Raw genomic sequence first — 22076 nt, forward strand, 5'->3', positions numbered from 1 at the left:
ATTTCACACAGGGTTCGATGACGTCGGTAAACGAACGGCAAATCGTGTATCGGCGGCGCGGCCTTCCTAGAGCTGTGACTCGATCGGCAGAATACGGATCAGGTTGGCAATCATCCGCCTGGCAAGGCTGGCATCCGGCTCGCGCCGCAACAGCCGCTCGGAGCCGTTCGCGCGATCACGCCAGACAAGCCGTGAACCGTCCATCCCGAGCCGGTAGCTGATCGACGGCGAGGTCTCCTCCTCGAACATGCTGGCCAGCTCGCCGGCAAGAGCCGCATCGGCAAAGACGACACCCATTTCCGTATTGAGCGATGCGGAGCGGGGGTCGAAGTTCATCGAGCCGACGAACCCGTTCAAGCCATCGACCACGAAAGCCTTGCTGTGCAGGCTCGCATTGCGGCGCCCGAACAACGTCATGCGGTGCCCTTCGGCAACGTCGCCCTGCTCCTTCAATTCGAAGAGAGCGATGCCGGCCTGGATGAGCTTCCGGCGGTACTTCATGTAACCGCCGTGAACGGCTGCGACATCGGTCGCTGCGAGAGAGTTGGTCAGCACCGCGACCCGAGCTCCGCGCGAAACGATGGCCGCAAGCTCTCGCGTGCCGGCAACGCCGGGGATGAAATAGGGAGAGATAATCCTCAAATCCCGCGTCGCCGCTTCGATCAACGGGAAGAGTTCGCGCAGCAACCAGTTCTGGCGCCGCTGCATCAGCGCCTTTTCCGGCGGGTCGGATGCCAGGCGGATCTGCGAACTCCAGTGAAGCCGCCGCGTGCCGTGATAGATGCCGGTTTCCTGGGCAGCCTTGTCGACGCGCTCGATGTAAAACCGGCCCGCGGGTGTCCGGGCAAGCCCGTCGACGGCCTCACGGAGCGCCGGCAAATATTGCTTGCGTGGCGTGCGCAGTGCAGCGATCGGGAGGACGGAGTCGCTGTTCCAGTACCGGTCGAACATGGCGGACGCCTGGTCCAGCACCGGCCCCACCATCCAGACGTCGAGGTCGCGGAAGTTGGAAAGCTCGGCGGCGTCGAAATAGGCGTCGCCGATGTTGCGCCCGCCGGCGATCGCGACCCGGCCATCCGCCACCCACAGCTTGTTGTGCATGCGGCGGGTGGCGCTGAAGGCGCGGATTGCCATCTCGAAGCCGCGGCGAAAGCGGTCGGTCCGCGCCCGGCTGGGGTTGAAGAGCCGCACCTCGATATTGGGGTGGGCGTCAAGCGCGATGCACATGCGATCATGAATGCCGGCGTTGATGTCATCGAGCAGCAACCGGACACATACGCCTCTGTCGGCCGCCGCCAAAATCTCTCGGGCCAGCAGAAGACCGGTCAGATCATCCTTCCAGTAATAATACTGCAGATCGAGGCTGCGCCCGGCGCGCCGCGCCGCATGCGCGCGCACTACCAGGGCCTCGATACTGTCCGACACGAGCGCCACGCCATTTGCGTTCGGGCGGCCGGCAAGAAGGGGCATGATAAGCCGATCGAGTTCCGTACCGGCCTCGGCCACCGGAAGTGCCGTTGACGGCAGCCCGTGCGGGCGCCGTCCGAACCGGCCATAGATGTAGAGGATGGCCGCCACGACCACACCGACGATCGCGGCGACGATGATCAGAACGGAGGATAACATCGAAAGCGCGCCTCGCCGTCAGACCGACCCCGCACGGCCGGCCCCAACCCGATTTCCGTCTCGGTGATCCTGCTGGGCAGCCTTCAAGGCGATGGAGGCTTTCACCGGCAGATGGTCCGATGCGATCCGCGCAAGCGGTGAGTCATGCACGGCGACCGACGTTACCAGGTGGTGCGGATTGCCAAGCACACGATCGAGCGGCAGCAGCGGAAAACGCGACGGAAAGCTCGCGACCGTGGCGTGCGACGGATCGAAAACAGGACTTAGGAAGGACAGTGACGATCTCCGGCCCATGCGCCACTCGTTGAGATCGCCGATGAGCAGCGTCGGCCGCCCGTTCGCGCCGGCTGCCGCTTCAAGGATCGCCTCGGCCTGCTGGGCGCGGGAATGCCTGAGAAGACCGAGATGGGCGGCGATGATGCGCAAGGGGCCGACCTTCAGGTCGAGATCGACGACGAGTGCGCCACGCGGCTCGACACCTGGGAGTTTCAGCTGCCTGACATCGGAAACGGCGCCCTCGCGTAGCAACAGCACGTTGCCGTGCCATCCATGCCCCTTCGCCGAAAAGCCGGAGATCGGCACCGAAACGAGATGGGCCTCGCGCCGGAGATGTTCGAGATCGAGAAGACCCGCACGCTCGCCGAACCGCTGGTCCGCTTCCTGAAGCGCGACGATATCGGCGCCCAGTTCGCCGATCACATTGGCAGTCCGCCCGGGATCGAAACGGCCGTCGGTACCGACACATTTATGGATGTTGTAGGAGGCGATGACAATGTCGCCGCGGTTCACCGCAGCTTCGCGATGAACGACCGTGGGACGCCGCTTGCGGATCGCTGCCACGATCCCCGCCGATAGACTGGACTGGTTTTTTGCCATGCCGCTCCCTGCCTGCTGCCCGCATCATTGCGCAAATAGGTCACCGGGCGCCACTGAAAAAGGGCGGAGAGCAGAAGTTGTTTCGCAACTGCGATACGGGAGCGAACGGGTGGATGCCGGGACAGCACGAGCATCGCCGGCGTCCATTTTCGCCGCTCTCGATCAGTCGGCCGGTCCTGCGAACAGGATCAGATTTCCGTCCGGATCGAGCACGATGAAGGTGCGGGCGCCCCAGGGTTCGGTCCGCAGCGGCTGGTGAAAGTGTACGCCAGCAGCCTGATAGGTCAGGAACAATTGTTTGATGTCATTGACGGTTTCGAGCGTGATGGCAGCCGAAAGCAGGTCCTCGCGCTGGCGGATGTCATCGACGAAGACCGGCTCGCAGACAAGGCGTAGAGCAAGCCTGGCGCTGTCGCGGATCACTTGCCCATAGAATGGCGGGTCGCCATAGACGAAATCGACGGCAAAGCCGAGCTTCTCCGCGTAGAAGTCGCACGAAGCCCTGATATCGGCAACGAACAGCTGCGCGGCGGTCGACTGCAGCACCGGCTGCGATGTGGTGGGTTTTGAGTGCGAGGTCATTGCCAGGGCTCCTGATTTGAGCGCCTGCCAACTGTCGAATCCCGATTGGCGCGCGATCAGCTCCTGCGCGTCGGCGAGCTTGAACTCCGCCTTTAGAATGGCGTCGTCATCAAGGTCACGGTAACGGGGCAAGGCCGCCCTGATCTCCGCTGCGACCGGATGGTACCGTTCGCGATGCCATTTGAGGTACTGCTTCGCCTGCTTCTTCAGGTTTTCAAGGTTTGGCATGGGCGCAACTACGGTCTGTCTCCCGTAGGCGGGCGTTGCCCTTTCAGCCTCTTGCCGATGCGCCCTACGCAGCGCCAGGAGATTGACCGCCATTACCGACACTGTCAACGCCATGCCGACGCCCGCAGGGATATCTGCACTTGCCGGCTGAACGCCGGTTCCCGTAGAAATAGACGTCGGTCAAATTCTGTAAAGAGCCCGTTGCATGCATGCCATAACCATTGACGGCGCCCAACGGCGCGTTTCTATCGATGCGCGCAATCCCGCTTTCTACCGTGAGCCGCTCGCCGCCTATGCCGAGATCCACGCGCAATGTCCGGCCTTCTTCTGGGAGGAGCGGCAACAATGGTATTTCGCAGGCTATGACCAGGTAAACGCGCTGCTCCGCGACCGCCGTTTCGGTCGGCAGATCCTGCATGTGGCGACGCGCGAAGAGGTCGGCCTACCGGCGTCGAAGCCACATCTAAGGGATTTCGACGCGCTGGAGGAACATTCGCTGCTGGAGCTCGAGCCGCCGGCACACACGCGGCTGCGCACCCTCGTCAACCGGGCCTTCGTCTCAAGGCAGATCGAACAGTTGAGACCGGATATCGAGCATCTGTCGCACGCCTTGATCGATGGCTTCGAAGGCGACGGCGAAGTCGAGTTGCTCAAGACGTACGCCGAAACGATCCCCGTGACGATCATCGCCCGCATGCTCGGCATACCCGTCGAGGCCGCGCCCGATCTTCTCGACTGGTCGCACCGCATGGTCCGGATGTATGTCTTCAACCCGAGCCACGAGACCGAACTCGACGCCAACCAGGCGTCCGCCGAATTTGCCGGCTATCTGCGAGAGATCATCGCCGAGAAACACCGCAATCCCGCCGATGACCTGCTGACGCACATGATCACCTCGGAAAAGGATGGCGAACGACTTTCAGAGGCAGAGCTGGTCTCGACCACCGCCCTGCTCCTCAATGCCGGTCACGAAGCGACGGTGCATCAGATCGGCAACGCCGTTCGGACCATTCTGCAATCGGGGCTTTCCGCCGAGGACCTGTTTGCCACGGAGGCATCAACGGGGCTGGCGATCGAGGAGTGCCTGCGTTTTGCGGCACCGCTGCATATTTTCCAGCGTTACGCTCTCTCGGATGTCGAGCTGGAAGACGGCATCACCCTTCGCAAGGGCGACAAGATCGGCCTTTTGCTCGGGGCGGCAAATGTCGACCCGAAGAAGTTCACGGACCCGAATGCGTTCCGGCCGACGCGCGATGAAGGCGCCAATGTCTCCTTCGGGGCCGGCCTGCATTTCTGCATCGGCGCGCCGCTGGCCCGGCTTGAGCTCAATCTATCGCTGCCGATCCTGTTTCGGCGGCTGCCGGACATGCGGCTGAAGAACGAGCCCGAGGTGAAGGACGCGTTTCATTTCCACGGCCTGGAGCGTCTCGACCTCGTCTGGTAGCGGCACCGAAGACCGCCCAGTCTTCGGTGCATGGGTGTCACAAGCGGATGACGTAGTCCTTGCGGGTTGTCTCCACGACCTCCCAGGTCCCTTCGAAGCCTGGACGCAGGATCATGCTGTCGCCGGCGCGCAAATGCGCCGCCTCGCCACCATCCTGCGTGACGATCGAATAGCCGGAGATGATGTGGAAATATTCCCACTCCTCATAGACGATCCGCCATTTGCCGGGCGTCGATTCCCAGACTCCGGCATAGAGGCCGCCATCGGCCTCTTCCAGGTTCCAGGTACTGAATTGCGGCGCCCCGGAGATCAGCCGGTCGGCAGCGGGCGTGCCGGTTTCCGGCTCGACGGAAGACAGATCGAACTTCTGCATATTCGTCATTCGGCACCTTCGCGGGAGGCTTCGCCTCCCTTCCTGTTTCAGATGTAATTCACCAGATATATCAATTTAGGGCAGCATTGATTTCATTGCACGATTCGACAATCGCCGCCGGACAGGTCTGACCGTTTCGACACATTCGCACGTACTGCGCACGGTACCTCGCCACATCCCTCCGTCCCATATTGCCACTTGAGGTCGATCGCGTCTTTTGTCACGTTAATGGACACACCTTGCGTCAACGTTGCTCGGTGATTGACGATTGCAAATCGGACTTACAGCGCCTCTCTCCCAACAAAGAGCGAAATCCACTGTGAATTGCTGTGCGAACCGGTCGGCCTTGATCTCCGTTACGGATAGCCGATTCGACGGGCCTTCCGTCGCATTTCATTCCGTCGCGTAAACCTCCGGTTTCTTGCCGTCCTTTGGCACCGTATAAATCACGAACGGTTCGGTCTTCGTGCCAGCCATACCGGGCGAGCCCATCGGCATGCCCGGTAGGGTGATGCCGGCGATTGGCGGCCGCTCCTTGAGGAGCTTGCGGACGATGGTCGCCGGCACGTGCCCGTCGACCACGTAGCCGTCAATGAACATCGTATGGCAGCCCTGCATGTTTTCCGGCACCCCCGCCTCTCGGCTGATCTCGAGAAGATCATTGGTCGGCTTGACGTCGACGTTGAAGCCGTTCTCGCGCAGATAGGCGGCATAGCCCTCGCAGCAGCCACATTGCGGGTTCTTGTAAAGCGTGGCCTGCAGCGGATCGGCGATCGCCGGCCCGGCGAAGGCGATGAAGGCGGCGAGACTGGCGAAGCGGATTGAAGGGGTCATATCGGTTCTCCTTGCGTAGTTCTGTTTGGTTCAGGCGACGCGCAGTACGGTCATCATGCCCGACATCTGGTGGTCCATGACGTGGCAATGCAGCATCCAGTCACCGGGGTTGTCGGCAACGAAGGCCGCCTCGACGATATCCTTCGGGGCCATCAGCACAGTGTCCTGCCATTGGCGATGCGGGACGGGCCTGCCGTTGCGGCTCAGCACCTTGAGGCTATGGCCGTGAAAGTGCATCGGGTGCCACCAGGTGGTCTCGTTGCGCAGTTCCAGCACGACACTTCGTCCGCGCTTGAAAGCGAGGGCGGGCTCCATTCCCGCATGGCCATCCCCGGTCATCGACTGGCCGTTGATCGCCCAGACAGCACCATGGCCCATGCCCATCATGCCGCCGCCGTCCATCATTCCGCCCTGCATGTCCCCCCTACCCATCATCGCGCTCATCATGCCGCCCTGGAGCGTAAGCCTGTGGCGCTCCGCCGAGGCGAGATCGGGCTCAGGCAAAGGATTGCGGGGCAACGCAAGCGGAGCGTCGAGAGGATGCTCGCGGACCGGTGGCCCATCATCGTAGACGAGCTGCGTCAGCCGATAAGACAGGCCGTCGTAGAAATCATCGATAACGTCGTAGTGCCGTCCAGGTTCTCCCTGCATGTCGAGAACAAGGTCGACCCGCATCGCCGGACCGAGAAAGATGCGGCCGCGCTCGGGTTCGTGGGGATCGCACGGCTGACCGTCGATCGCCACGACCACGGGCCGATGTCCATCGAAGCGCAGCGCCATGATCCGCGCGAGCGACGCGTTGACGAGGCGCAGCCGTATGCGCTCACCCGACCGGAAAGTCTCAGCGTCCGAAACCCGGCCGTTGAGCGTCACCGTGTTGCCGACGCGACCGGACATCCCCGCTTCCATCCGGTTGCCGAATCCGGAGGCGATGCCGCCGTCCTCGATCAGCCGCCAGTCGGAAAGCATCCAGACAAGGTCGCGGTCGACGGCGACGGGTTCGCGTTCCTCCACGATCACCGCTCCGGCGAGGCCGCGGCCGAGTTGCTCGAGGCTGTTGGCGTGCGGGTGATACCAGAAGGTTCCGGCATCCGGCGGCGTGAACTCGTAGACGAAGCTCTCTCCCGGCCCGATCGGCGGCCGCGTCAGCCCAGGCACGCCGTCCATGGAGTTGGGAAGCCGGATGCCATGCCAGTGGACCGTCGTTTCCTGCGCGAGGCGGTTTTCGACGACGAGACGCGCGGGGTCGCCCTGGCGAAGGCGTATTAGTGAGCCGGGCACCGTTCCGTTGTAAGTCCAGACGCCCGTTTCGGGCCGATCCGGACCCGCAAGCCGCGCGCGGCCCGGCGCGACAGCGACCTTGTAGTCGTTCGAAGAGGACGCCGATTGCGCCGGAATGGACGGCAGCGCTGTTGCCAGCAGAAGACCTGCGCCTGCCTGGAGCAGCCCCCGGCGCGAAACAGGGCAAGTGGATTCACTATTCACGTTCGATCCTTCCGATCATCGTACACGACGGAACGCATCTGCGTTGCCGCGCATGGGTTCGCTCATCCGGCGGGCCGCTTTGCCGCGACCGTCGGAAAATCAGCCGATGTCGAAGGTTCGTGGTGGGGCGGGATCGGGCGGCCAGACCCAGCCGAAGAGAAACGGCTCGCGGGCAGCAACCGGAGCAAGCCTATCCCCGGCCGGAATGTGGATCGCCGTGGGCAGCGGCGCGACGACGGGCGCTGCGCAGAGCTTGCCGCAGGCCATCGCCTTCATCGCCCCGGTCTGGTCGGGACAATCCTGGCAGTCACCGTGGTCGGACATCGTCATTTCCGCCATGGTCGCCATCTTGGCAGCCATGCTGCTCGCCTGGGCCACCGACAGGCTCATCCCCGCGGCGACGAAAACCGCGAGGAGCAAGAGGCTAAGCTGTCGGACAGGCCAGCGCTTCATGACGAGAGAATCGCGCCGAATCTTCGGGAATACAAGCGATGATGCGCCCCTGCGGAGACCAGCCGCGTCAACACTGTGTGACGCAACGCAAGCCCTGGCCCCGGCGCATGGTTGCCATCCTTCATTCGGCCGCTTCGTTGAGCCTCATCTCGGTAGCTTCGACCATTGGTCGTTCGTCGGTGCGGGCTGGCAAACGCCAGCCCTTCACCAGTCCGTAGATTGCCGGGATGACCGCCAGTGTCAGCACCGTCGACGAGATCATGCCGCCGATCATCGGCACGGCGATGCGCTGCATGACTTCCGATCCGGCCCCAGTGCTCCAGAGGATCGGCACCAGCCCGGCGATGATCGCCACGACCGTCATCATCTTCGGTCGGACCCGTTCCACTGCGCCGACCATGATCGCGTGATGCAGGTCGTCCCGCGTGAAGGGGCGCTGTTCGCGGTCGCAGTCCTCACGGCGTTCGCGAAGCGCCTGGTCGAGATAGATCAGCATGATCACACCCGTCTCTGCCGCCACGCCCGCAAGCGCGATGAAGCCGACGACCACCGCCACCGAGGCGTTGAAGCCCAGCCACCACATCAGCCAGATGCCGCCAACGAGTGCGAAGGGCAGCGACAGCATGACGATGAGGGTCTCCGTCAGCGCTTTGAAGTTCAGGTAGAGCAGCAGGAAAATCAGCGCGAGGGTCAGTGGCACGACGATCGCGAGGCGCGCTTTTGCCCGTTCCAGATACTCGTACTGCCCGCTCCAGGCGACCGAATAGCCTGATGGAAGCGACACGCTCTTCGCGACGGCTTCCTGAGCTTCGGAGACATAGCTGCCAAGATCGCGGTCGGCGATGTCGACGAAGATGTAGACCGCGAGCTGGCCGTTTTCGGTCCGGATCGTTGTCGCACCGCGTTCGAGCTTGACGTCGGCGACAGCACCGAGGGGCACCGTTCCGCCGCCGGGAAGCGCGACCTCGATGTCGCGCGCGATCGACTGTGGATCGCTTCTGAAGGCCCGCGGATAACGGACGGCGACGCCGTAGCGCTCCCTTCCCTCGACGGTCAAGGTGACCACCTCGGACCCAAGCGCCGTGGCGATGACATCCTGCACGTCACCGATGCTGAGGCCGTAGCGCCCGAGCGCGGTGCGGTCCGGCACGATGTCGAGGAAGTATCCGCCTATGACACGCTCGGCGTAGGCGCTGGACGTGCCGGGGATGGCCTTCAGTACCGTCTCGATGTCGCGCGCCACCCGCTCCATCTCCTTGAGGTCAGTTCCGTAGACCTTGACGCCGACGGGCGTACGGATGCCGGTCGACAACATGTCGATGCGGGCGCGGATCGGCATGGTCCAGGCGTTGGAGACTCCGGGGAACTGAAGAGCTGCGTCCATCTCCCGCTTGAGGCTGTCGATGGTCACGTCTGGCCGCCATTGCGACTTCGGCTTCAGAGTGATGATTGTCTCGAACATCTCCGTCGGGGCCGGATCGGTGGCAGTCAGCGCCCGTCCCGCCTTGCCGAAGACCGTCTCCACCTCCGGGAAGGACTTGATGATGCGGTCCTGGGTCTGCATCAGCTCAGCCGCCTTGGTCACCGACAGGCCGGGCAAGGTCGTCGGCATGTACATCAGCGTGCCTTCGTTGAGGGCCGGCATGAACTCGCTGCCGATCTGGCGCGCCGGCCACACCGTTGCGGCAAGCGCGGCGACCGCGAGCAGGATCGTCAGCGTCTTCGCCTTAAGCACGCCGTGAATGATCGGGCGGTAGGTCCAGATCAGAAAGCGGTTGAGCGGGTTCTTGTGCTCCGGCACGATCCGGCCGCGCACGAATAGGACCATCAGTGCCGGAACGAGTGTCACCGATAACAGCGCCGCTGCCGCCATGGCGAAGGTCTTCGTGAAGGCAAGCGGTCCGAACAGCCGCCCCTCCTGCGATTCCAGCGTGAATATCGGCAGGAAGGACACGGTGATGATCAGTAGGCTGAAGAACAGTGCCGGGCCGACCTCGCTTGCCGCTTCTATCAGGACTTCGGCTCTGGGCTTGTCGGGCGGCGCGCGCTCAAGATGCTTGTGGGCGTTCTCGATCATGACGATCGCCGCATCGATCATCGCACCGATGGCAATCGCTATGCCGCCAAGGCTCATGATGTTGGCCCCGATGCCGAGCGCCCGCATCGCGATGAAGGAGATCAGGATGCCGATGGGCAGCATGATGATGGCGGCGAGCGCGCTCCTCACATGCAGGAGGAAGGCGATCGTCACCAGCGCGACGATGATCGACTCCTCCACCAGCGTGCCCTTGAGCGTCTCGATCGCCGCCTTGATCAGCTCCGAACGGTCATAGACGGGCACGATCTCGGTGCCAGCCGGCAGGCTATCCTTGATCGCCGCCAGGCTCTTCTTGGCGCTGTCGATGACGTTGAGGGCATTTTCGCCGACCCGCTGCAGGACGATGCCGCTTGCGACTTCGCCTTCGCCATTCAGTTCGGTGATGCCGCGACGCTCGTCGGGAACCGTCTCTACCCGCGCCACGTCGCCGAGGCGCAGCGGCGCACCGCCTTCGGTCATCAGCACGATGTTCTCGATGTCCTTGATGCCTTGCAGATACCCGCGGCCGCGAACCATGAATTCGAACTCGGAAATCTCGACTGTCCGCCCGCCGACGTCGCGGTTGCTGGCGCGCACTGCGTCGGCAATCTGTTTCAGCGTCACGTCCTGGGCGCGCAGGCGCGCCGGATCGACGACGACGGAGTATTGCTTGACGAAACCACCGACGCTCGCGACCTCGGCTACGCCCTCGGACTTCGAGGCGGCGAAGCGCACGACCCAGTCCTGCAAGGAGCGCAGTTCGGCCAGAGACAGCTCCTTGGCGACAAGGGCGTACTGGTAGACCCAGCCAACACCCGTCGCGTCCGGGCCGAGGCTCGGCGAGACGCCTTCGGGAAGGCGGTTTGCCGCCGCGTTCAGGTATTCGAGCACGCGGCTGCGCGCCCAGTAGGGATCGGTTCCATCCTCGAAGATGACGTAGACGAAGGAGATGCCGAAGAACGAGAAGCCACGAACGACCTTCGACCGCGGTACCGTCAGCATCGACGTCGTTAGCGGATAGGTGACCTGATCCTCGACCACCTGCGGTGCCTGGCCGGGATAGTCGGTGAAGACGATGACCTGCACGTCCGAGAGGTCGGGAATGGCATCGAGCGGAAGCGAGCGCAGGGAGTACACGCCCGCGGCGATCGCAAGCGCGGCTCCAACGATGATCAGCACCAGATTGCGGGCGGACCAGGCAATGACGTTCGAGATCATGGTTTCACCTCGTCCGCAGTGAGGGCGCTTAGCGCCGCATTGAGATTGCTCTCGGCGTCGAGCAGGAAGTTCGCGGAGACGACGATCTTCTCTCCCGCTTCAATCCCTTTCCTGATTTCCGTTCGCTCGCCGCCCCGCGCTCCGAGCGCGACGTCACGCGGTTCGAAGCGACCTTCCCCCTTGTCGACGAACACCACCTGTCGGTCGCCCGTGTCGATCACGGCGCTGTTGGGCACCGCGACGACCGGGGCGGTGTCACCCGAGGCGATCTCGACCTCGGCGTACATGTTCGCGAGCAACAGTCCGCCGGTATTGGGAAGCTCGATCCTCACCTTGGCCGTCCGCGTCTGCGACTGAAGCTCGGGATAGATCAGATCGACTGTGCCCTCGAACGCCTTGCCGGGCAGATTCCGCACCCGGACCGTCGCATGCGCGCCTTGCCGGATGGTCGCGGCATCGAATTCGGGTACGTCGGCAATCACCCATACCTTCGACATGTCGGCAATCCGGAAGAGGACGTCGCCGGCCTCGGCCATCATGCCCGTTGTCGCGCTCCGTTCGAGGACGACGCCATCGCTTGGGGAGAGATAAGCGATGCTCCTGGGCACCGTCCGGCTCCGGGCAATCGCTTTGACGGTCTCTTCCGGCACGCCGAGATTGCGCAGTTGCAGCGCACCCCCGACGTCGAGGTCCGGCTTGCCACCACCGCGCAGTTCCGTGGTGTATTCGGCCCCGGCCTTGGCGATGTCCTTCGAGAAGAAATGGAAAAGCTCGTCGCCCTTCAGCACCCGGTCGCCGGTCGTCACATCGGCGACGCCCTCGATGAAGGCGTTTGCCCGCATCGAGACGATCCGCACCAGGCGCTCGTCGAACGTGACCGTTCCAGGCACGCGCACCTGACGGTTGACGACGGCGTTCTCTGCCGTCGCCGTCTTCACTCCCGTCCGCTGTAACTTGCCGAGCGAGACCTTCACGACGGAGCTGTCCGCCTCCTCTCCCTCGTATACGGGAAGATAGTCCATGCCCATGGAGTCCTTCTTCGGCACCTTGGAGGTGTCGGGCAGGCCCATGGGGTTGCGGTAATAGAGGACTTTTCGCTCGCCCGCCGTCGGCGTGGCTTCCGCCTTTTGGGGAGCGGCCTTCTTCACCGTGTCGAAGGACATGTCCTCGCTCTCGCGCACGGCAACGAAAGCGCGACCGTCTGCGGTCTCTCTCGGTGTGGCCGAGTATTCCGGCGAACCGTCTGGACTACGATAGTAGATGACCTTGCCAGTCGGCTTGACTGCAGGGGGCATGGTTTCCCCGAGCGCCTGCTCGGGGAAGACCTTGTTGATGTCGGTGGCAAGGCCGCGCGTGCCAGCCGCGTACCCTCCCCCGCCGGCGATTGCGAGGGAGCTGACGAAGAGCAGAAATCTGGACGTGGTCACGGCTGTGCCTGCAGAACCAGTTCGCCCTGAACCGTCTCGGTCTCGCCCTGGACCTTGGCCGCCAGCTTGAAGCGCCATCCGCCCTCCATGCTGAGGTTGGTCTTGAACGAGTAGATGCCGGCTTCCGCTGACGGCAGGGCTTCGACCGGAGTGGTCATCGCCTCCATGCCCTCCGGTGCCATGTCCATCCTCTTGCTGAAGATGACCGCATCAGACACGGGTTTTGAGGTCCTCTTGTCGATCAGGCGCACCGCGACGGTCGCCTCGGGACCGTGTGGGACTTCAGACCGGACGAGCTGGAACTCGTAGTCCGTTGCGGCGGCGAAAGACGTGGTGGTTGCAGCCAAAATGATGGCAACCGAACCGAGGATCGCGCTTGGAGAAAAGATGCTTGTGGTCATGTTGAATCTCACTCAGGACCGGCGCTTCGGGCCGCGTCCATGAAGTAAATACGATCGAAAGGACGCTCTCCGTCTGGAAGCGGCCGTCCGGTTTCATTCAGCAAGTGAGATCAGGCTTTGGGAGGCCGTGCCGGCGGTTCGACGAGAGCAGACGGCAGGCCGTTTTCCTGGAGGACCGGATGCGACAGCTCGCGTGCCGACAGATCGATGCGCCAGCTATTCGCCTTGCTGCCGTGCGCAAGGATGATGGAAGAGCAGACGAGCGCGAGGGGACATGTCTTTCCGCAATCGTTCTTCTGAGCAGGTTGCCGCTCCGGACAGCAGGACATGTCGTCCATGCCTGTCATCGCATCCATCTGCATGTCGGACGAAAGAGCCATGGCGCTCGCAGCCGTGCTGACGCTCACGGGAACGATTACGATCCCGAGCAACGCCAACACACAGAGAAAGCGCCGGAGCGCGACGACAGCGAACATGCAGCTATGCTTGCATAGCGCGACGTTCATTGGAAGCCGGTCACGGAAAGTTGCGACCGGCCGACGCATCAGAGCTTTGCCAGCGACTGTTCGAGGTCGGCGATGATGTCGGAGACATCCTCGATGCCGACCGACAGACGCACGACATCGGGGCCGGCGCCGGCCGCCACCTGCTGCTCGGGCGTCAATTGCCGATGGGTGGTCGAGGCCGGGTGGATGACGAGCGAGCGTGTGTCGCCAATGTTCGCCAGATGCGAGAACATTTCCAGCCCCTCGACGAAGCGCTTGCCCGCCTCGTAGCCGCCCTTGAGGCCGAAGGTGAAGACGGCACCGGCACCCTTCGGCGAATAACGCTGCTGCAGCGCGTGGTTGGGGTCATCCTCAAGCCCGGCATAGTTGACCCACGAAATCTTGTCGTACGTCTTCAGCCATTTGGCGACCGCAAGCGCGTTGTCGCAATGGCGCTGCATGCGCAGCGGCAGGGTCTCGGCGCCGGTCACGAGCATGAAGGCATTGAAGGGCGAGATTGCCGGACCGAAATCGCGCAGTCCCAGGACACGCGCGGCAATGGCGAAAGCGATGTTGCCGAAGGTTTGGTGCAACACGACACCGGCATACTCCGGACGCGGCTCCGAAAGCATCGGATACTTGCCCGACTTTGACCAGTCGAAGGTACCGCCGTCAACGATGACGCCGCCCATCGAATTGCCATGGCCGCCGATGAACTTGGTCAGCGAATGCACGACGATATCGGCGCCGTGCTCCAAAGGCCGCAGCAGATAGGGCGTCGCCATGGTGTTGTCGACGATCAGCGGCAGGTCGTGCTTGCGGGCGACCTCGGCAATGGCGGCGATATCCACGAAGGTGCCGCCGGGATTGGCGAGGCTCTCGATGAAGATCGCCTTGGTGCGCCGGTCGATCTTCGCCTCGAACGAGGCGGGGTCAGCAGGATCGGCCCAGCGCACTTGCCAGTCGAAGGACTTGAAGGCGTGGCCGAACTGGTTGACCGAGCCGCCATAGAGCCGGTTGGCGGCAACGAAATTGTCGCCGGGGTTCATGATCGTGTGGAAGACAAGCAGCTGAGCCGCATGACCGGAGGCAACGGCCAGCGCAGCCGTGCCGCCTTCGAGCGCCGCGATGCGCTCCTCCAGCACCGCCTGGGTCGGGTTCATGATGCGGGTGTAGATGTTGCCGAACTGCTGGAGGCCGAAGAGTGCCGCGGCATGGTCGGTGTCGTTGAAGACGAAGCTCGTCGTCTGGTAGATCGGCGTCGCCCGCGCGCCCGTGGTCGGATCGGGCTGTGCCCCTGCATGAATTGCGAGCGTGTTGAAACCAGGGTTGTCTTTCGTCATTTCGTCCCTCCCATGACCAGAGCGCGGCCGCCAGCCGGCGCGCCGAGGACGCTCTATCACCTTGAATCTGCGTGTGATCCGCTATCGAACCTCCGTGGCCCAGCGCGGAGGTGGCGGCACTATTCCAGAGCCTACGTGTGCGGTCAAAGAGGATTTTTACGAAACTGACGGTTGCGCAAGCCGCAGCGGGCCGAGATCAGCCGATCAGGCGCGGATATTCGATTGCCGGACAGCGGTCCATGACCACCTTGATCCCGGCGGCTTCCGCCTTCGCCGCAGCGCCGTCGTGGCGCACGGACAGCTGCCCCCAGATCACCTTCGGCAGCTTCTCGATCGCCAGGATCTCGTCGACCAGCGCCGGCAAGGCATGGGCAGCACGGAAGACATCGACCATGTCGATCGGTTCCTTCACGTCCGCTAGCCGGCCGACGACGATCTGGCCCTGAATGGCCTTGCCGACATGGCCGGGGTTGATCGGAATCACCCGATAGCCCTTGCGCAACAGGAACGCCATGACCCGATGGCTCGGTCGCTCGGCATTCGGCGATGCACCGACGAGAGCGATCGTCTTGGTCTCGCGCAGGATGTCGGCGAGATAGTAGTCCGGATAGGCGTCGTGATTCATGTGGGGCTTTTGATCCATCTAATTAAACGGCCGTATAATGGGGCCGCTCCCTTCCAAGTCAACTTCGTGCAGCAATGCGCCTCAGACCCTGACGCAATACAAGACTTTACGGTTGCATTTGCGTGCGAGCGGCGCCACAAGCTTCACCAGGCCCGCCACATCGTTTCCGAGGTTCCATCTTGCCGCTTGAAGTCATTGCGCTCGTCCTGTTCGGGGCGTTGTTGCACGCGACCTGGAATGCCCTGGTCAAGGCAGGCTCGGAAAAATCGCTCGACGCAGCAATGATCGCGCTCGGGGCCGCCGCCGTGGCCATCCCCTTCCTGCCATTCCTGCCCCTGCCGAAGCCGGAAGCCTGGCCCTACATCCTGGTTTCGGCCCTGTTCCAGTTCGCCTATTTCCAGCTCGTCGCCGCCTCCTATCGCGCTGGCGATATCGGTCTTGTCTATCCGCTGATGCGCGGTACTGCGCCCTTGATCGTCGCGGCCACCAGCGGCGCGCTGATCGGCGAACAGCTTACCTTCGGTACGATGCTCGGCATTCTGACAATCTCTGTCGGCGTGCTGACGCTCGCCTTCGAGTCCAGAAAGGGCGGAAAACACGCGATCGTGCTCGCCCTCCTCAACGCCTGCGTCATCGCCAGCTACACCTTTGTCGACGGCATCGGCGCGCGCGTATCGGGCAATGCGATTTCCTACACGCTCTGGATGGCGCTCTTGCCGCCGGTGCTGCTCTTCGCCTGGGCCTTTGCCCGCCGCGGCATCAAGCCGGTCGCCCGCCACGTCTACAAGAACTGGTGGCGGGGTCTGATCGGCGGCGCCGGATCGATTGGCGCCTATGGCCTGGCGCTCTGGGCGATGACCAAGGCACCGGTCGCCACCGTCGCCGCCCTTCGCGAGACGTCGATCCTGTTTGCGGTGGTGATCTCCGTCGTGTTCCTCAAGGAACCGGTCAGCGTCTGGCGCATTGCCGCTGCCTGCGTCATCGCGCTCGGCGCGCTGCTGCTGAAGCTGGCCTGACGACGCCGCAGATCAGTCTTCCTTCCACTCCGGCATGCGCTTGCCGAGGAACGCGCCGATGCCATCCTCGGCATCGCGAGCCAGCATATTCTCGACCATCACGCCGACGGCGTAGTCATAGGCCTGCGGCAGGTCCATCTCCGCCTGGCGGTAAAAGGCTTCCTTGCCGATCTTCAGCGCCTGCGGCGACTTCGAGGCGATCACAGCCGCATATTTGTCGACCACCTGGCGCAGGTACTGCTGCGGCACGATGCGGTTGACGAGGCCGAAATCCTTGGCGGTCGAGGCGTCGATGGTCTCACCGGTGAGCAACATCTCCATTGCCTGCTTGCGGTGCGCCGCACGCGTAAGCGCGACCATCGGCGTCGAGCAGAAGAGCCCGATATTGACGCCCGGCGTGCAGAAGGTGGAACTGTCGGTGCAGATCGCCAGGTCGCAGCTTGCGACAAGCTGGCAGCCGGCGGCCGTTGCGAGCCCGTCGATCTCAGCGATGACGGCTTGCGGCAACCGGGTGATCTTCAGCATTAAGTCTGCGCAAAGGCGGATCGTTTGTTCAAAGAAGGCCCGGCCCCGGTCGTCGTCTTCGCGATGCGCGGTCATTTCCTTGAGGTCGTGCCCCGCCGAAAACAGCTTGCCCGACGCCGCAAGCACGACAACCCTGATTTCCTTGGAGGCGGCGACCGCATCGAACTCGGCGTGCAGCGCCTCCATCATGGCGATAGACAATACATTGGCCGGCGGGTTGTTCAGCGTCAGCCGCAACACCGGCCCGGAGCGTTCGCGCAGCAGCAGGCCGTTCGGCTCTTCCTTCTTGAACGATACCACTTCGGCCATCTCTTTCTCCTGAAACTTCTACTCGGGCTTGGTGGTACGCCGGACACGCGCGCGGTGCAAGCTGAGCGCAAAACCAGACGGCGCGTTCCGTCTACGACCTTTTTCTGCCTTGCGTCCGGCCGTCGGCCGGTTTCAGGTGGCGGGCCAATATGTTGAAGGATGCAATGCATGACCATCGAGCCGATCATGACCGTCGACGAACTCAACCGATTTCTCGACACGGATTTTCCGCAGGTCCACACTGATGGCAAGGTCTTTCACGTCACGGCGGCAGGCCCAGGCTTTGCCACCATGCGGCTCGATCCGAACGAAAGGCACATCCGTCCGGGCGGCACCGTCTCAGGCCCCACCCTCTTCGCGCTTGCGGACGTTTCCGCCTATATCGCGCTGATCGCCCATATCGGTCCGGTCGCGCTTGCGGTTACCACCAATCTCAACATCAACTTCCTGCGCAAGCCGGACCCGGAACCGCTCGAATGTACCTGCCGGATCCTCAAACTCGGCAAGCGGCTCGCCGTTCTCGACGCATCGATCGTCAAGGTCGGTGACGACGATCTCGTGGCCCATGCAACGGCGACCTATTCGATTCCACCACGTTAAAGTATGGTATCGAAATACCACATACGTAACTCGTTGTTTTTACTAGAGTTTATTTCCATCGCGCAGATTTCACGTTCTTGACGCTTGTTTCACACTTGCGTATAAGCTGCCGCAGATCGCGGTCCTCAGGGGCCGCTTTCTTCTTTTGTCCGGGAAACCGGGCAAAACCAAGCAACAAGAAACGCCCGGCGGTTCGCCGCCCGGGTCCAAAGAAAGAGTTTAGATATGGCAACCTTCGTTCAGAAGCCTGCAGAGGTGGAGAAGAAGTGGATCATCATCGACGCCGAAGGCCTCGTTGTTGGTCGCCTCGCTTCCGTCATCGCAAACCGCCTGCGCGGCAAGCACAAAGCTACCTTCACCCCGCATGTTGACGACGGCGACAACGTCATCGTCATCAACGCCGAGAAGGCAGTTCTGACGGGCAAGAAGTACACCGACAAGAAGTACTACTGGCACACCGGCTACCCCGGCGGCATCAAGGAGCGCACCGCGCGCCAGATCATCGAAGGCCGCTTCCCGGAGCGCGTCATCGAGAAGGCCGTCGAGCGCATGGTTCCGCGTGGTCCGCTCGGCCGTCGCCAGATGAAGAACCTGCGCGTTTACGCAGGCGCCAACCACCCGCATGAAGCACAGCAGCCGGCCGTCCTCGACGTCGCCAAGCTGAACAGCAAGAACACAAGGAGCGCCTAATAATGGCCGACCTTTCCGCTCTCAAGGACATCGCCACGACCGCGGAACCGGCTGCTCCGGTTCACGTCAAGAAGGTCGACGCCCAGGGTCGCTCCTACGCGACCGGCAAGCGTAAGAACGCTGTTGCCCGCGTATGGGTCAAGCCCGGCTCGGGCAAGATCACCATCAACGGCAAGCCGTACCTCGACTACTTCGCTCGTCCGGTTCTGCAGATGATCCTGCAGCAGCCGATCGTCGCAGCTGCCCGTGACGGCCAGTTCGACATCGACGCGACGGTCGCCGGTGGCGGTCTCTCCGGCCAGGCCGGTGCCGTTCGTCACGGCATCTCCAAGGCCCTCACCTACTTCGAACCGGGCCTGCGCTCCGTTCTGAAGCGCGGTGGCTTCCTCACCCGCGACAGCCGCGTGGTCGAGCGTAAGAAGTACGGCCGTGCGAAGGCACGTCGTTCGTTCCAGTTCTCGAAGCGTTAATCGCTTCCAAACTGCGACACTTGGAAAGGCGGGGCTTTGCTCCGCCTTTTTTTTGTTATCATCGCCCCCACCGTATCCCGCAGCATCGATCCTCCGAGGCACAGCATGGCAAGTTCCCCCGTCGCCAAGACCCCAGAGCCGCCCTACTACATCGTGACATTCTCCTCGCGACGGACGGCCGGCGATCACGGCTACGACAATATGGGCACGGAGATGGAGAGGCTGGCGCGCGAACAGCCAGGTTTTCTCGGGCTCGAAAGCGTGCGCGGTGCTGATGGCTTCGGCATCACCAATTCCTATTGGGCGGACGAGGAGAGCATCGTGGCGTGGAAAAGTGACGTCCGGCATCTGACCGCCCAGCGGCTCGGCCGCGAGCGCTGGTACGAGGACTACCAGGTGCGCGTCGGCAAGATCGAGCGGCAATACGGGTTCGAGCGCTCATAGGGTCCCGGCAGTCGCCATGACCGAACCGCTTCAGATCGGCAGTTCCGTCGTCGACTTGAGTTCACGCAACACGAAGCTCGACACGACCGTGCGCACATGCGGGTTGCGCATCAGGTAGCGCGTCATGAAGGCATCGTAGCTTTCGACGTCGGTGGCCCGGATCTTCAGCATGTAATCGAAGGTGCCGGATAAAGCGTAGCATTCCATGATCTCCGGCCGATCGCGCACCAACGCCGAGAAGGCTGCGATCGCCTCGTCATGATGATCCTCCAGCGTCACGTGAGCGATGATGCAGAGTTTCAGATCCAGCTTTGCCGGGTCGAGAAGCGCCACACGCTTACGGATGACCCCGTCCGTCTCCAGTTCCTGCAGCCGCCGCCAAGCCGAGCTCTGCGACATGCCCGCCTTTTCCGCCAGCTCCGACAGCGACTGACCGCTATCGGCTTGAATCAGCCGCAACAATTTGCGCAACGGCTGGAAATTTTCCTTCACATCGGGCGGCATAGCGAAATTTCCTCTCGCCAACAAGCGACGACCTGACAACTCTGAAACAAATACTCGCTCCATCAGCGATACAATTGCAACAGAAAGAGTTGTTCTGACGACATGAGGAGACGTCATGACCAAGGAAAGCACATACACCGCCAAGCTACCGGAGCCTGACGGCACATATCTTTACACCCCGGAAGAAGATGCGATCTGGGGCGAGCTCTATCAGCGGCAGATGAAGCTTCTCGCTGACAAGGCCTGCGACGAATATCTGGAAGGAGCAAAGACGCTCGACCTGGGGCCGTATCATGTGCCGCAGCTGAAGGACGTGAACCGCCGTCTTGCGGAAACCACCGGCTTCGGCGTCGAAGGCGTGCCGGCGCTCATTCCGCCGTCCCGTTTCTACGAGCTTCTGTCCCAGGGCAAGTTTCCGCTGGCGACCTTCATCCGCCGGCGTGAGCATATCGACTACATCGAAGAGCCCGACATCTTTCACGAAGTCTTCGGGCACTGCCCGCTGCTCACCAACCAGAGCTACGCCCACTTCGTCCGTCGCTTCGGCGAGAAGGCCGCTTCGCTCGGCAAAGGTTACTCCTGGCATCTGTTCCGGATCTTCTGGTTCACCGTCGAGTTCGGCCTGATCAACACGCCGAAGGGCCGCCGCTGCTACGGCGCAGGCATCGTCTCTTCGCCGAACGAGACGCGCAACGCCATGGAGACACCAGGTGTCGAGTTCCGGCCGTTCGACCTGATGACCGTGCTGCGCACGCCCTATCGCATCGATATCGTGCAGCCTATCTATTACGTGATCGACAGCTTCGCCCAGCTCGAAACGATCATCGAGGAAGATATCGCCGCGCGCATCACTGAAGCGAAGGCGCTTGGCGACTTCGCCCCGACCTACGAAGCCAAGGCTTCGTAATCGCGGAAGAATCGGCCGGCAGGGCCTTGCCTTGCCGGCGACGATTGTCCAACGTCTCGCCACCACAAGTTAGAGCGGGATACGAGCACACGGCTCTCTTCATCCCGCCCTGAAGCAGAGACGGGACATGGCCAACAGGACAATCGATCATGCGCTGACGGCGCGCTCACTCACATCGGCGGCATCCGATCCGACGCATGCCGGCATTCTCTCCTTCATGCGCCGCAAATATTCGAAGCAGTTGAAGGGTATCGACGCCGTCGTCTGGGGCATTCCCTTCGATGCCGCCACGTCCAACCGTCCTGGCGCCCGCTTCGGGCCACAGGCGATCCGTCGCGCCTCCGCCATCTTCGACAACGATCCGCAGTACCCCTTCGAGCGCGACCTCTTTGCCGCGATGGCGACGATCGACTACGGCGACTGCCTGCTCGACTATGGCAACCATTCGAAGACGCCGGCGACGATCGAGCGCGAAGCGGTGAAAATCATCAGAAGCGGCGCTTATCTGCAGACGCTCGGCGGCGACCACTTCATTACCTATCCGATCCTGAAGGCGCAGGCGGCCATCCACGGCCCCCTCGCCCTCGTGCAGTTCGACGCACACCAGGATACCTGGCCGGACGAACGGGGGCGGATCGATCATGGCTCCTTCGTCGGACGTGCCGCACGCGAGGGCCTGATCGATACCGACGCGTCCATCCAGATCGGCATCCGCACCCACGCACCCGAAGACTGCGGTATTCGCATTCTCTATGGCTATGACGTCGAGGAAATGAGTGCTGCCGAGATTGCCGAAACGATCATCCGGCAGGTCGGCGAACGCAAGGCCTATCTCACCTTCGACATCGATTGCCTCGACCCGGCCTACGCGCCCGGCACCGGCACGCCGGTTGCCGGCGGCCCGTCGAGCGCCAAGATCCTCTCGGTGCTGCGCAAGCTCGGCGCCCTGACGATTGTCGGCAGCGATGTCGTCGAAGTGGCACCCGCCTACGACCATGCCGAAGTCACCGCAATCGCGGGCGCCACTGTCGCCATGTTCATGCTGGGACTGCATGCGGAGAAACTTGCGGAACGCGCACCGCTGCGCTGAAGAACCGTATCGCCGTTGCGACCAGGGGCGGCTGCTTGTATAGG

General features: G+C 62.7%; 23 protein-coding genes. 8 read left to right on the forward strand and 15 right to left on the reverse strand.

Features of this window, described 5'->3' with window-relative positions; genetic code table 11:
- Positions 1–66: 66 nt before the first annotated feature.
- The 3 genes from ACTJKM_RS06355 to ACTJKM_RS06365 all read right to left on the reverse strand — a co-directional run bounded on the left by ACTJKM_RS06355 (position 67) and on the right by ACTJKM_RS06365 (position 3312).
- On the reverse strand, positions 67–1626 hold the full coding sequence (locus ACTJKM_RS06355; RefSeq protein ID WP_058329361.1) for a phospholipase D family protein: 1560 nt from the start codon (positions 1624–1626) through the stop codon (positions 67–69).
- A gap of 18 nt (positions 1627–1644) precedes the next feature.
- Positions 1645–2502 carry an endonuclease/exonuclease/phosphatase family protein gene (locus ACTJKM_RS06360; RefSeq protein ID WP_058321503.1) on the reverse strand — a complete coding sequence of 286 codons (858 nt, stop codon included), beginning with the start codon at positions 2500–2502 and terminating at the stop codon, positions 1645–1647.
- A 162-nt stretch (positions 2503–2664) separates the two neighbouring features.
- Positions 2665–3312: a VOC family protein gene (locus tag ACTJKM_RS06365; RefSeq protein ID WP_058329362.1), complete on the reverse strand. Its 648-nt coding sequence runs from the start codon at positions 3310–3312 to the stop codon at positions 2665–2667.
- A 205-nt stretch (positions 3313–3517) separates the two neighbouring features.
- Between ACTJKM_RS06365 and ACTJKM_RS06370 the strand changes: the two genes are divergently transcribed.
- On the forward strand, positions 3518–4756 hold the full coding sequence (locus ACTJKM_RS06370; protein ID WP_058329363.1) for a cytochrome P450: 1239 nt from the start codon (positions 3518–3520) through the stop codon (positions 4754–4756).
- 37 nt (positions 4757–4793) lie between these two features.
- Here the strand turns inward: ACTJKM_RS06370 and ACTJKM_RS06375 are convergent, their stop codons facing one another.
- The 10 genes from ACTJKM_RS06375 to ACTJKM_RS06420 all read right to left on the reverse strand — a co-directional run bounded on the left by ACTJKM_RS06375 (position 4794) and on the right by ACTJKM_RS06420 (position 15477).
- A complete protein-coding gene (locus tag ACTJKM_RS06375) occupies positions 4794–5138 on the reverse strand; it encodes a cupin domain-containing protein (protein ID WP_058329364.1) in 345 nt (114 codons plus the stop codon).
- 384 nt (positions 5139–5522) lie between these two features.
- The gene (locus tag ACTJKM_RS06380; protein ID WP_058329365.1) at positions 5523–5963 is read right to left on the reverse strand and encodes a DUF411 domain-containing protein; all 441 of its coding nucleotides are present in this window, start codon (positions 5961–5963) and stop codon (positions 5523–5525) included.
- Positions 5964–5993: 30 nt separating this feature from the next.
- On the reverse strand, positions 5994–7448 hold the full coding sequence (locus ACTJKM_RS06385; protein WP_058329366.1) for a multicopper oxidase family protein: 1455 nt from the start codon (positions 7446–7448) through the stop codon (positions 5994–5996).
- Between the two features lie 99 nt (positions 7449–7547).
- A complete protein-coding gene (locus ACTJKM_RS06390) occupies positions 7548–7808 on the reverse strand; it encodes a hypothetical protein (RefSeq protein WP_245296262.1) in 261 nt (86 codons plus the stop codon).
- 214 nt (positions 7809–8022) lie between these two features.
- Positions 8023–11196 (reverse strand): efflux RND transporter permease subunit, encoded by a 3174-nt coding sequence (locus ACTJKM_RS06395; protein ID WP_058329368.1) that lies wholly within the window; start codon positions 11194–11196, stop codon positions 8023–8025.
- Positions 11193–12623, reverse strand: coding sequence for an efflux RND transporter periplasmic adaptor subunit (locus ACTJKM_RS06400; protein WP_058329369.1), 1431 nt, complete (start codon positions 12621–12623; stop codon positions 11193–11195). Before ACTJKM_RS06400 ends, ACTJKM_RS06395 begins: the two co-directional genes overlap by 4 nt.
- A complete protein-coding gene (locus ACTJKM_RS06405) occupies positions 12620–13024 on the reverse strand; it encodes a FixH family protein (RefSeq protein WP_058329370.1) in 405 nt (134 codons plus the stop codon). The genes ACTJKM_RS06400 and ACTJKM_RS06405 overlap by 4 nt, the downstream gene beginning before the upstream one ends.
- Positions 13025–13134: 110 nt before the next feature.
- On the reverse strand, positions 13135–13530 hold the full coding sequence (locus ACTJKM_RS06410; protein ID WP_058321537.1) for a hypothetical protein: 396 nt from the start codon (positions 13528–13530) through the stop codon (positions 13135–13137).
- A 38-nt stretch (positions 13531–13568) separates the two neighbouring features.
- Positions 13569–14852, reverse strand: coding sequence for an O-acetylhomoserine aminocarboxypropyltransferase (locus tag ACTJKM_RS06415; protein WP_058329371.1), 1284 nt, complete (start codon positions 14850–14852; stop codon positions 13569–13571).
- A gap of 196 nt (positions 14853–15048) precedes the next feature.
- Entirely contained in the window at positions 15049–15477 is a 429-nt protein-coding gene (locus ACTJKM_RS06420; RefSeq protein ID WP_058329372.1) for a CoA-binding protein, read from the reverse strand.
- Between the two features lie 179 nt (positions 15478–15656).
- Here ACTJKM_RS06420 and ACTJKM_RS06425 point away from each other — a divergent pair, with 179 nt between their 5' ends.
- The gene (locus ACTJKM_RS06425; protein ID WP_057252374.1) at positions 15657–16493 is read left to right on the forward strand and encodes a DMT family transporter; all 837 of its coding nucleotides are present in this window, start codon (positions 15657–15659) and stop codon (positions 16491–16493) included.
- Between the two features lie 12 nt (positions 16494–16505).
- On the opposite strand, the gene ACTJKM_RS06430 is transcribed toward ACTJKM_RS06425, so the two are convergent.
- Positions 16506–17327: an enoyl-CoA hydratase gene (locus ACTJKM_RS06430; RefSeq protein WP_057252375.1), complete on the reverse strand. Its 822-nt coding sequence runs from the start codon at positions 17325–17327 to the stop codon at positions 16506–16508.
- Positions 17328–17495: 168 nt separating this feature from the next.
- On the opposite strand from ACTJKM_RS06430, the gene ACTJKM_RS06435 reads away from it, so the two are divergent.
- From ACTJKM_RS06435 to ACTJKM_RS06450, 4 genes are all read left to right on the forward strand, one after another.
- Positions 17496–17927: a PaaI family thioesterase gene (locus tag ACTJKM_RS06435; RefSeq protein ID WP_058321511.1), complete on the forward strand. Its 432-nt coding sequence runs from the start codon at positions 17496–17498 to the stop codon at positions 17925–17927.
- A 225-nt stretch (positions 17928–18152) separates the two neighbouring features.
- A complete protein-coding gene (rplM, locus tag ACTJKM_RS06440; RefSeq protein ID WP_058329373.1) occupies positions 18153–18617 on the forward strand; it encodes a 50S ribosomal protein L13 in 465 nt (154 codons plus the stop codon).
- Positions 18618–18619: 2 nt separating this feature from the next.
- Positions 18620–19087 (forward strand): 30S ribosomal protein S9, encoded by a 468-nt coding sequence (gene rpsI / locus ACTJKM_RS06445; protein WP_057252381.1) that lies wholly within the window; start codon positions 18620–18622, stop codon positions 19085–19087.
- A 105-nt stretch (positions 19088–19192) separates the two neighbouring features.
- The gene (locus tag ACTJKM_RS06450) at positions 19193–19531 is read left to right on the forward strand and encodes an antibiotic biosynthesis monooxygenase family protein (RefSeq protein WP_058329465.1); all 339 of its coding nucleotides are present in this window, start codon (positions 19193–19195) and stop codon (positions 19529–19531) included.
- A gap of 30 nt (positions 19532–19561) precedes the next feature.
- Here ACTJKM_RS06450 and ACTJKM_RS06455 read toward each other — a convergent pair whose 3' ends face one another.
- Entirely contained in the window at positions 19562–20035 is a 474-nt protein-coding gene (locus ACTJKM_RS06455; RefSeq protein ID WP_057252385.1) for an Lrp/AsnC family transcriptional regulator, read from the reverse strand.
- A gap of 115 nt (positions 20036–20150) precedes the next feature.
- Between ACTJKM_RS06455 and ACTJKM_RS06460 the strand changes: the two genes are divergently transcribed.
- Together ACTJKM_RS06460 and speB are read left to right on the forward strand one after the other, a co-directional pair.
- Positions 20151–20942 carry a phenylalanine 4-monooxygenase gene (locus ACTJKM_RS06460; RefSeq protein ID WP_058329374.1) on the forward strand — a complete coding sequence of 264 codons (792 nt, stop codon included), beginning with the start codon at positions 20151–20153 and terminating at the stop codon, positions 20940–20942.
- Between the two features lie 127 nt (positions 20943–21069).
- Complete coding sequence (speB, locus tag ACTJKM_RS06465; RefSeq protein WP_057252389.1) at positions 21070–22032, forward strand: agmatinase; 963 nt, start codon at positions 21070–21072, stop codon at positions 22030–22032.
- Positions 22033–22076 lie beyond the last annotated feature (44 nt).

Origin of the sequence: Ensifer sp. 22460 (assembly GCF_052044935.1) — a bacterium.
Taxonomy (GTDB): Bacteria; Pseudomonadota; Alphaproteobacteria; order Rhizobiales; family Rhizobiaceae; genus Ensifer.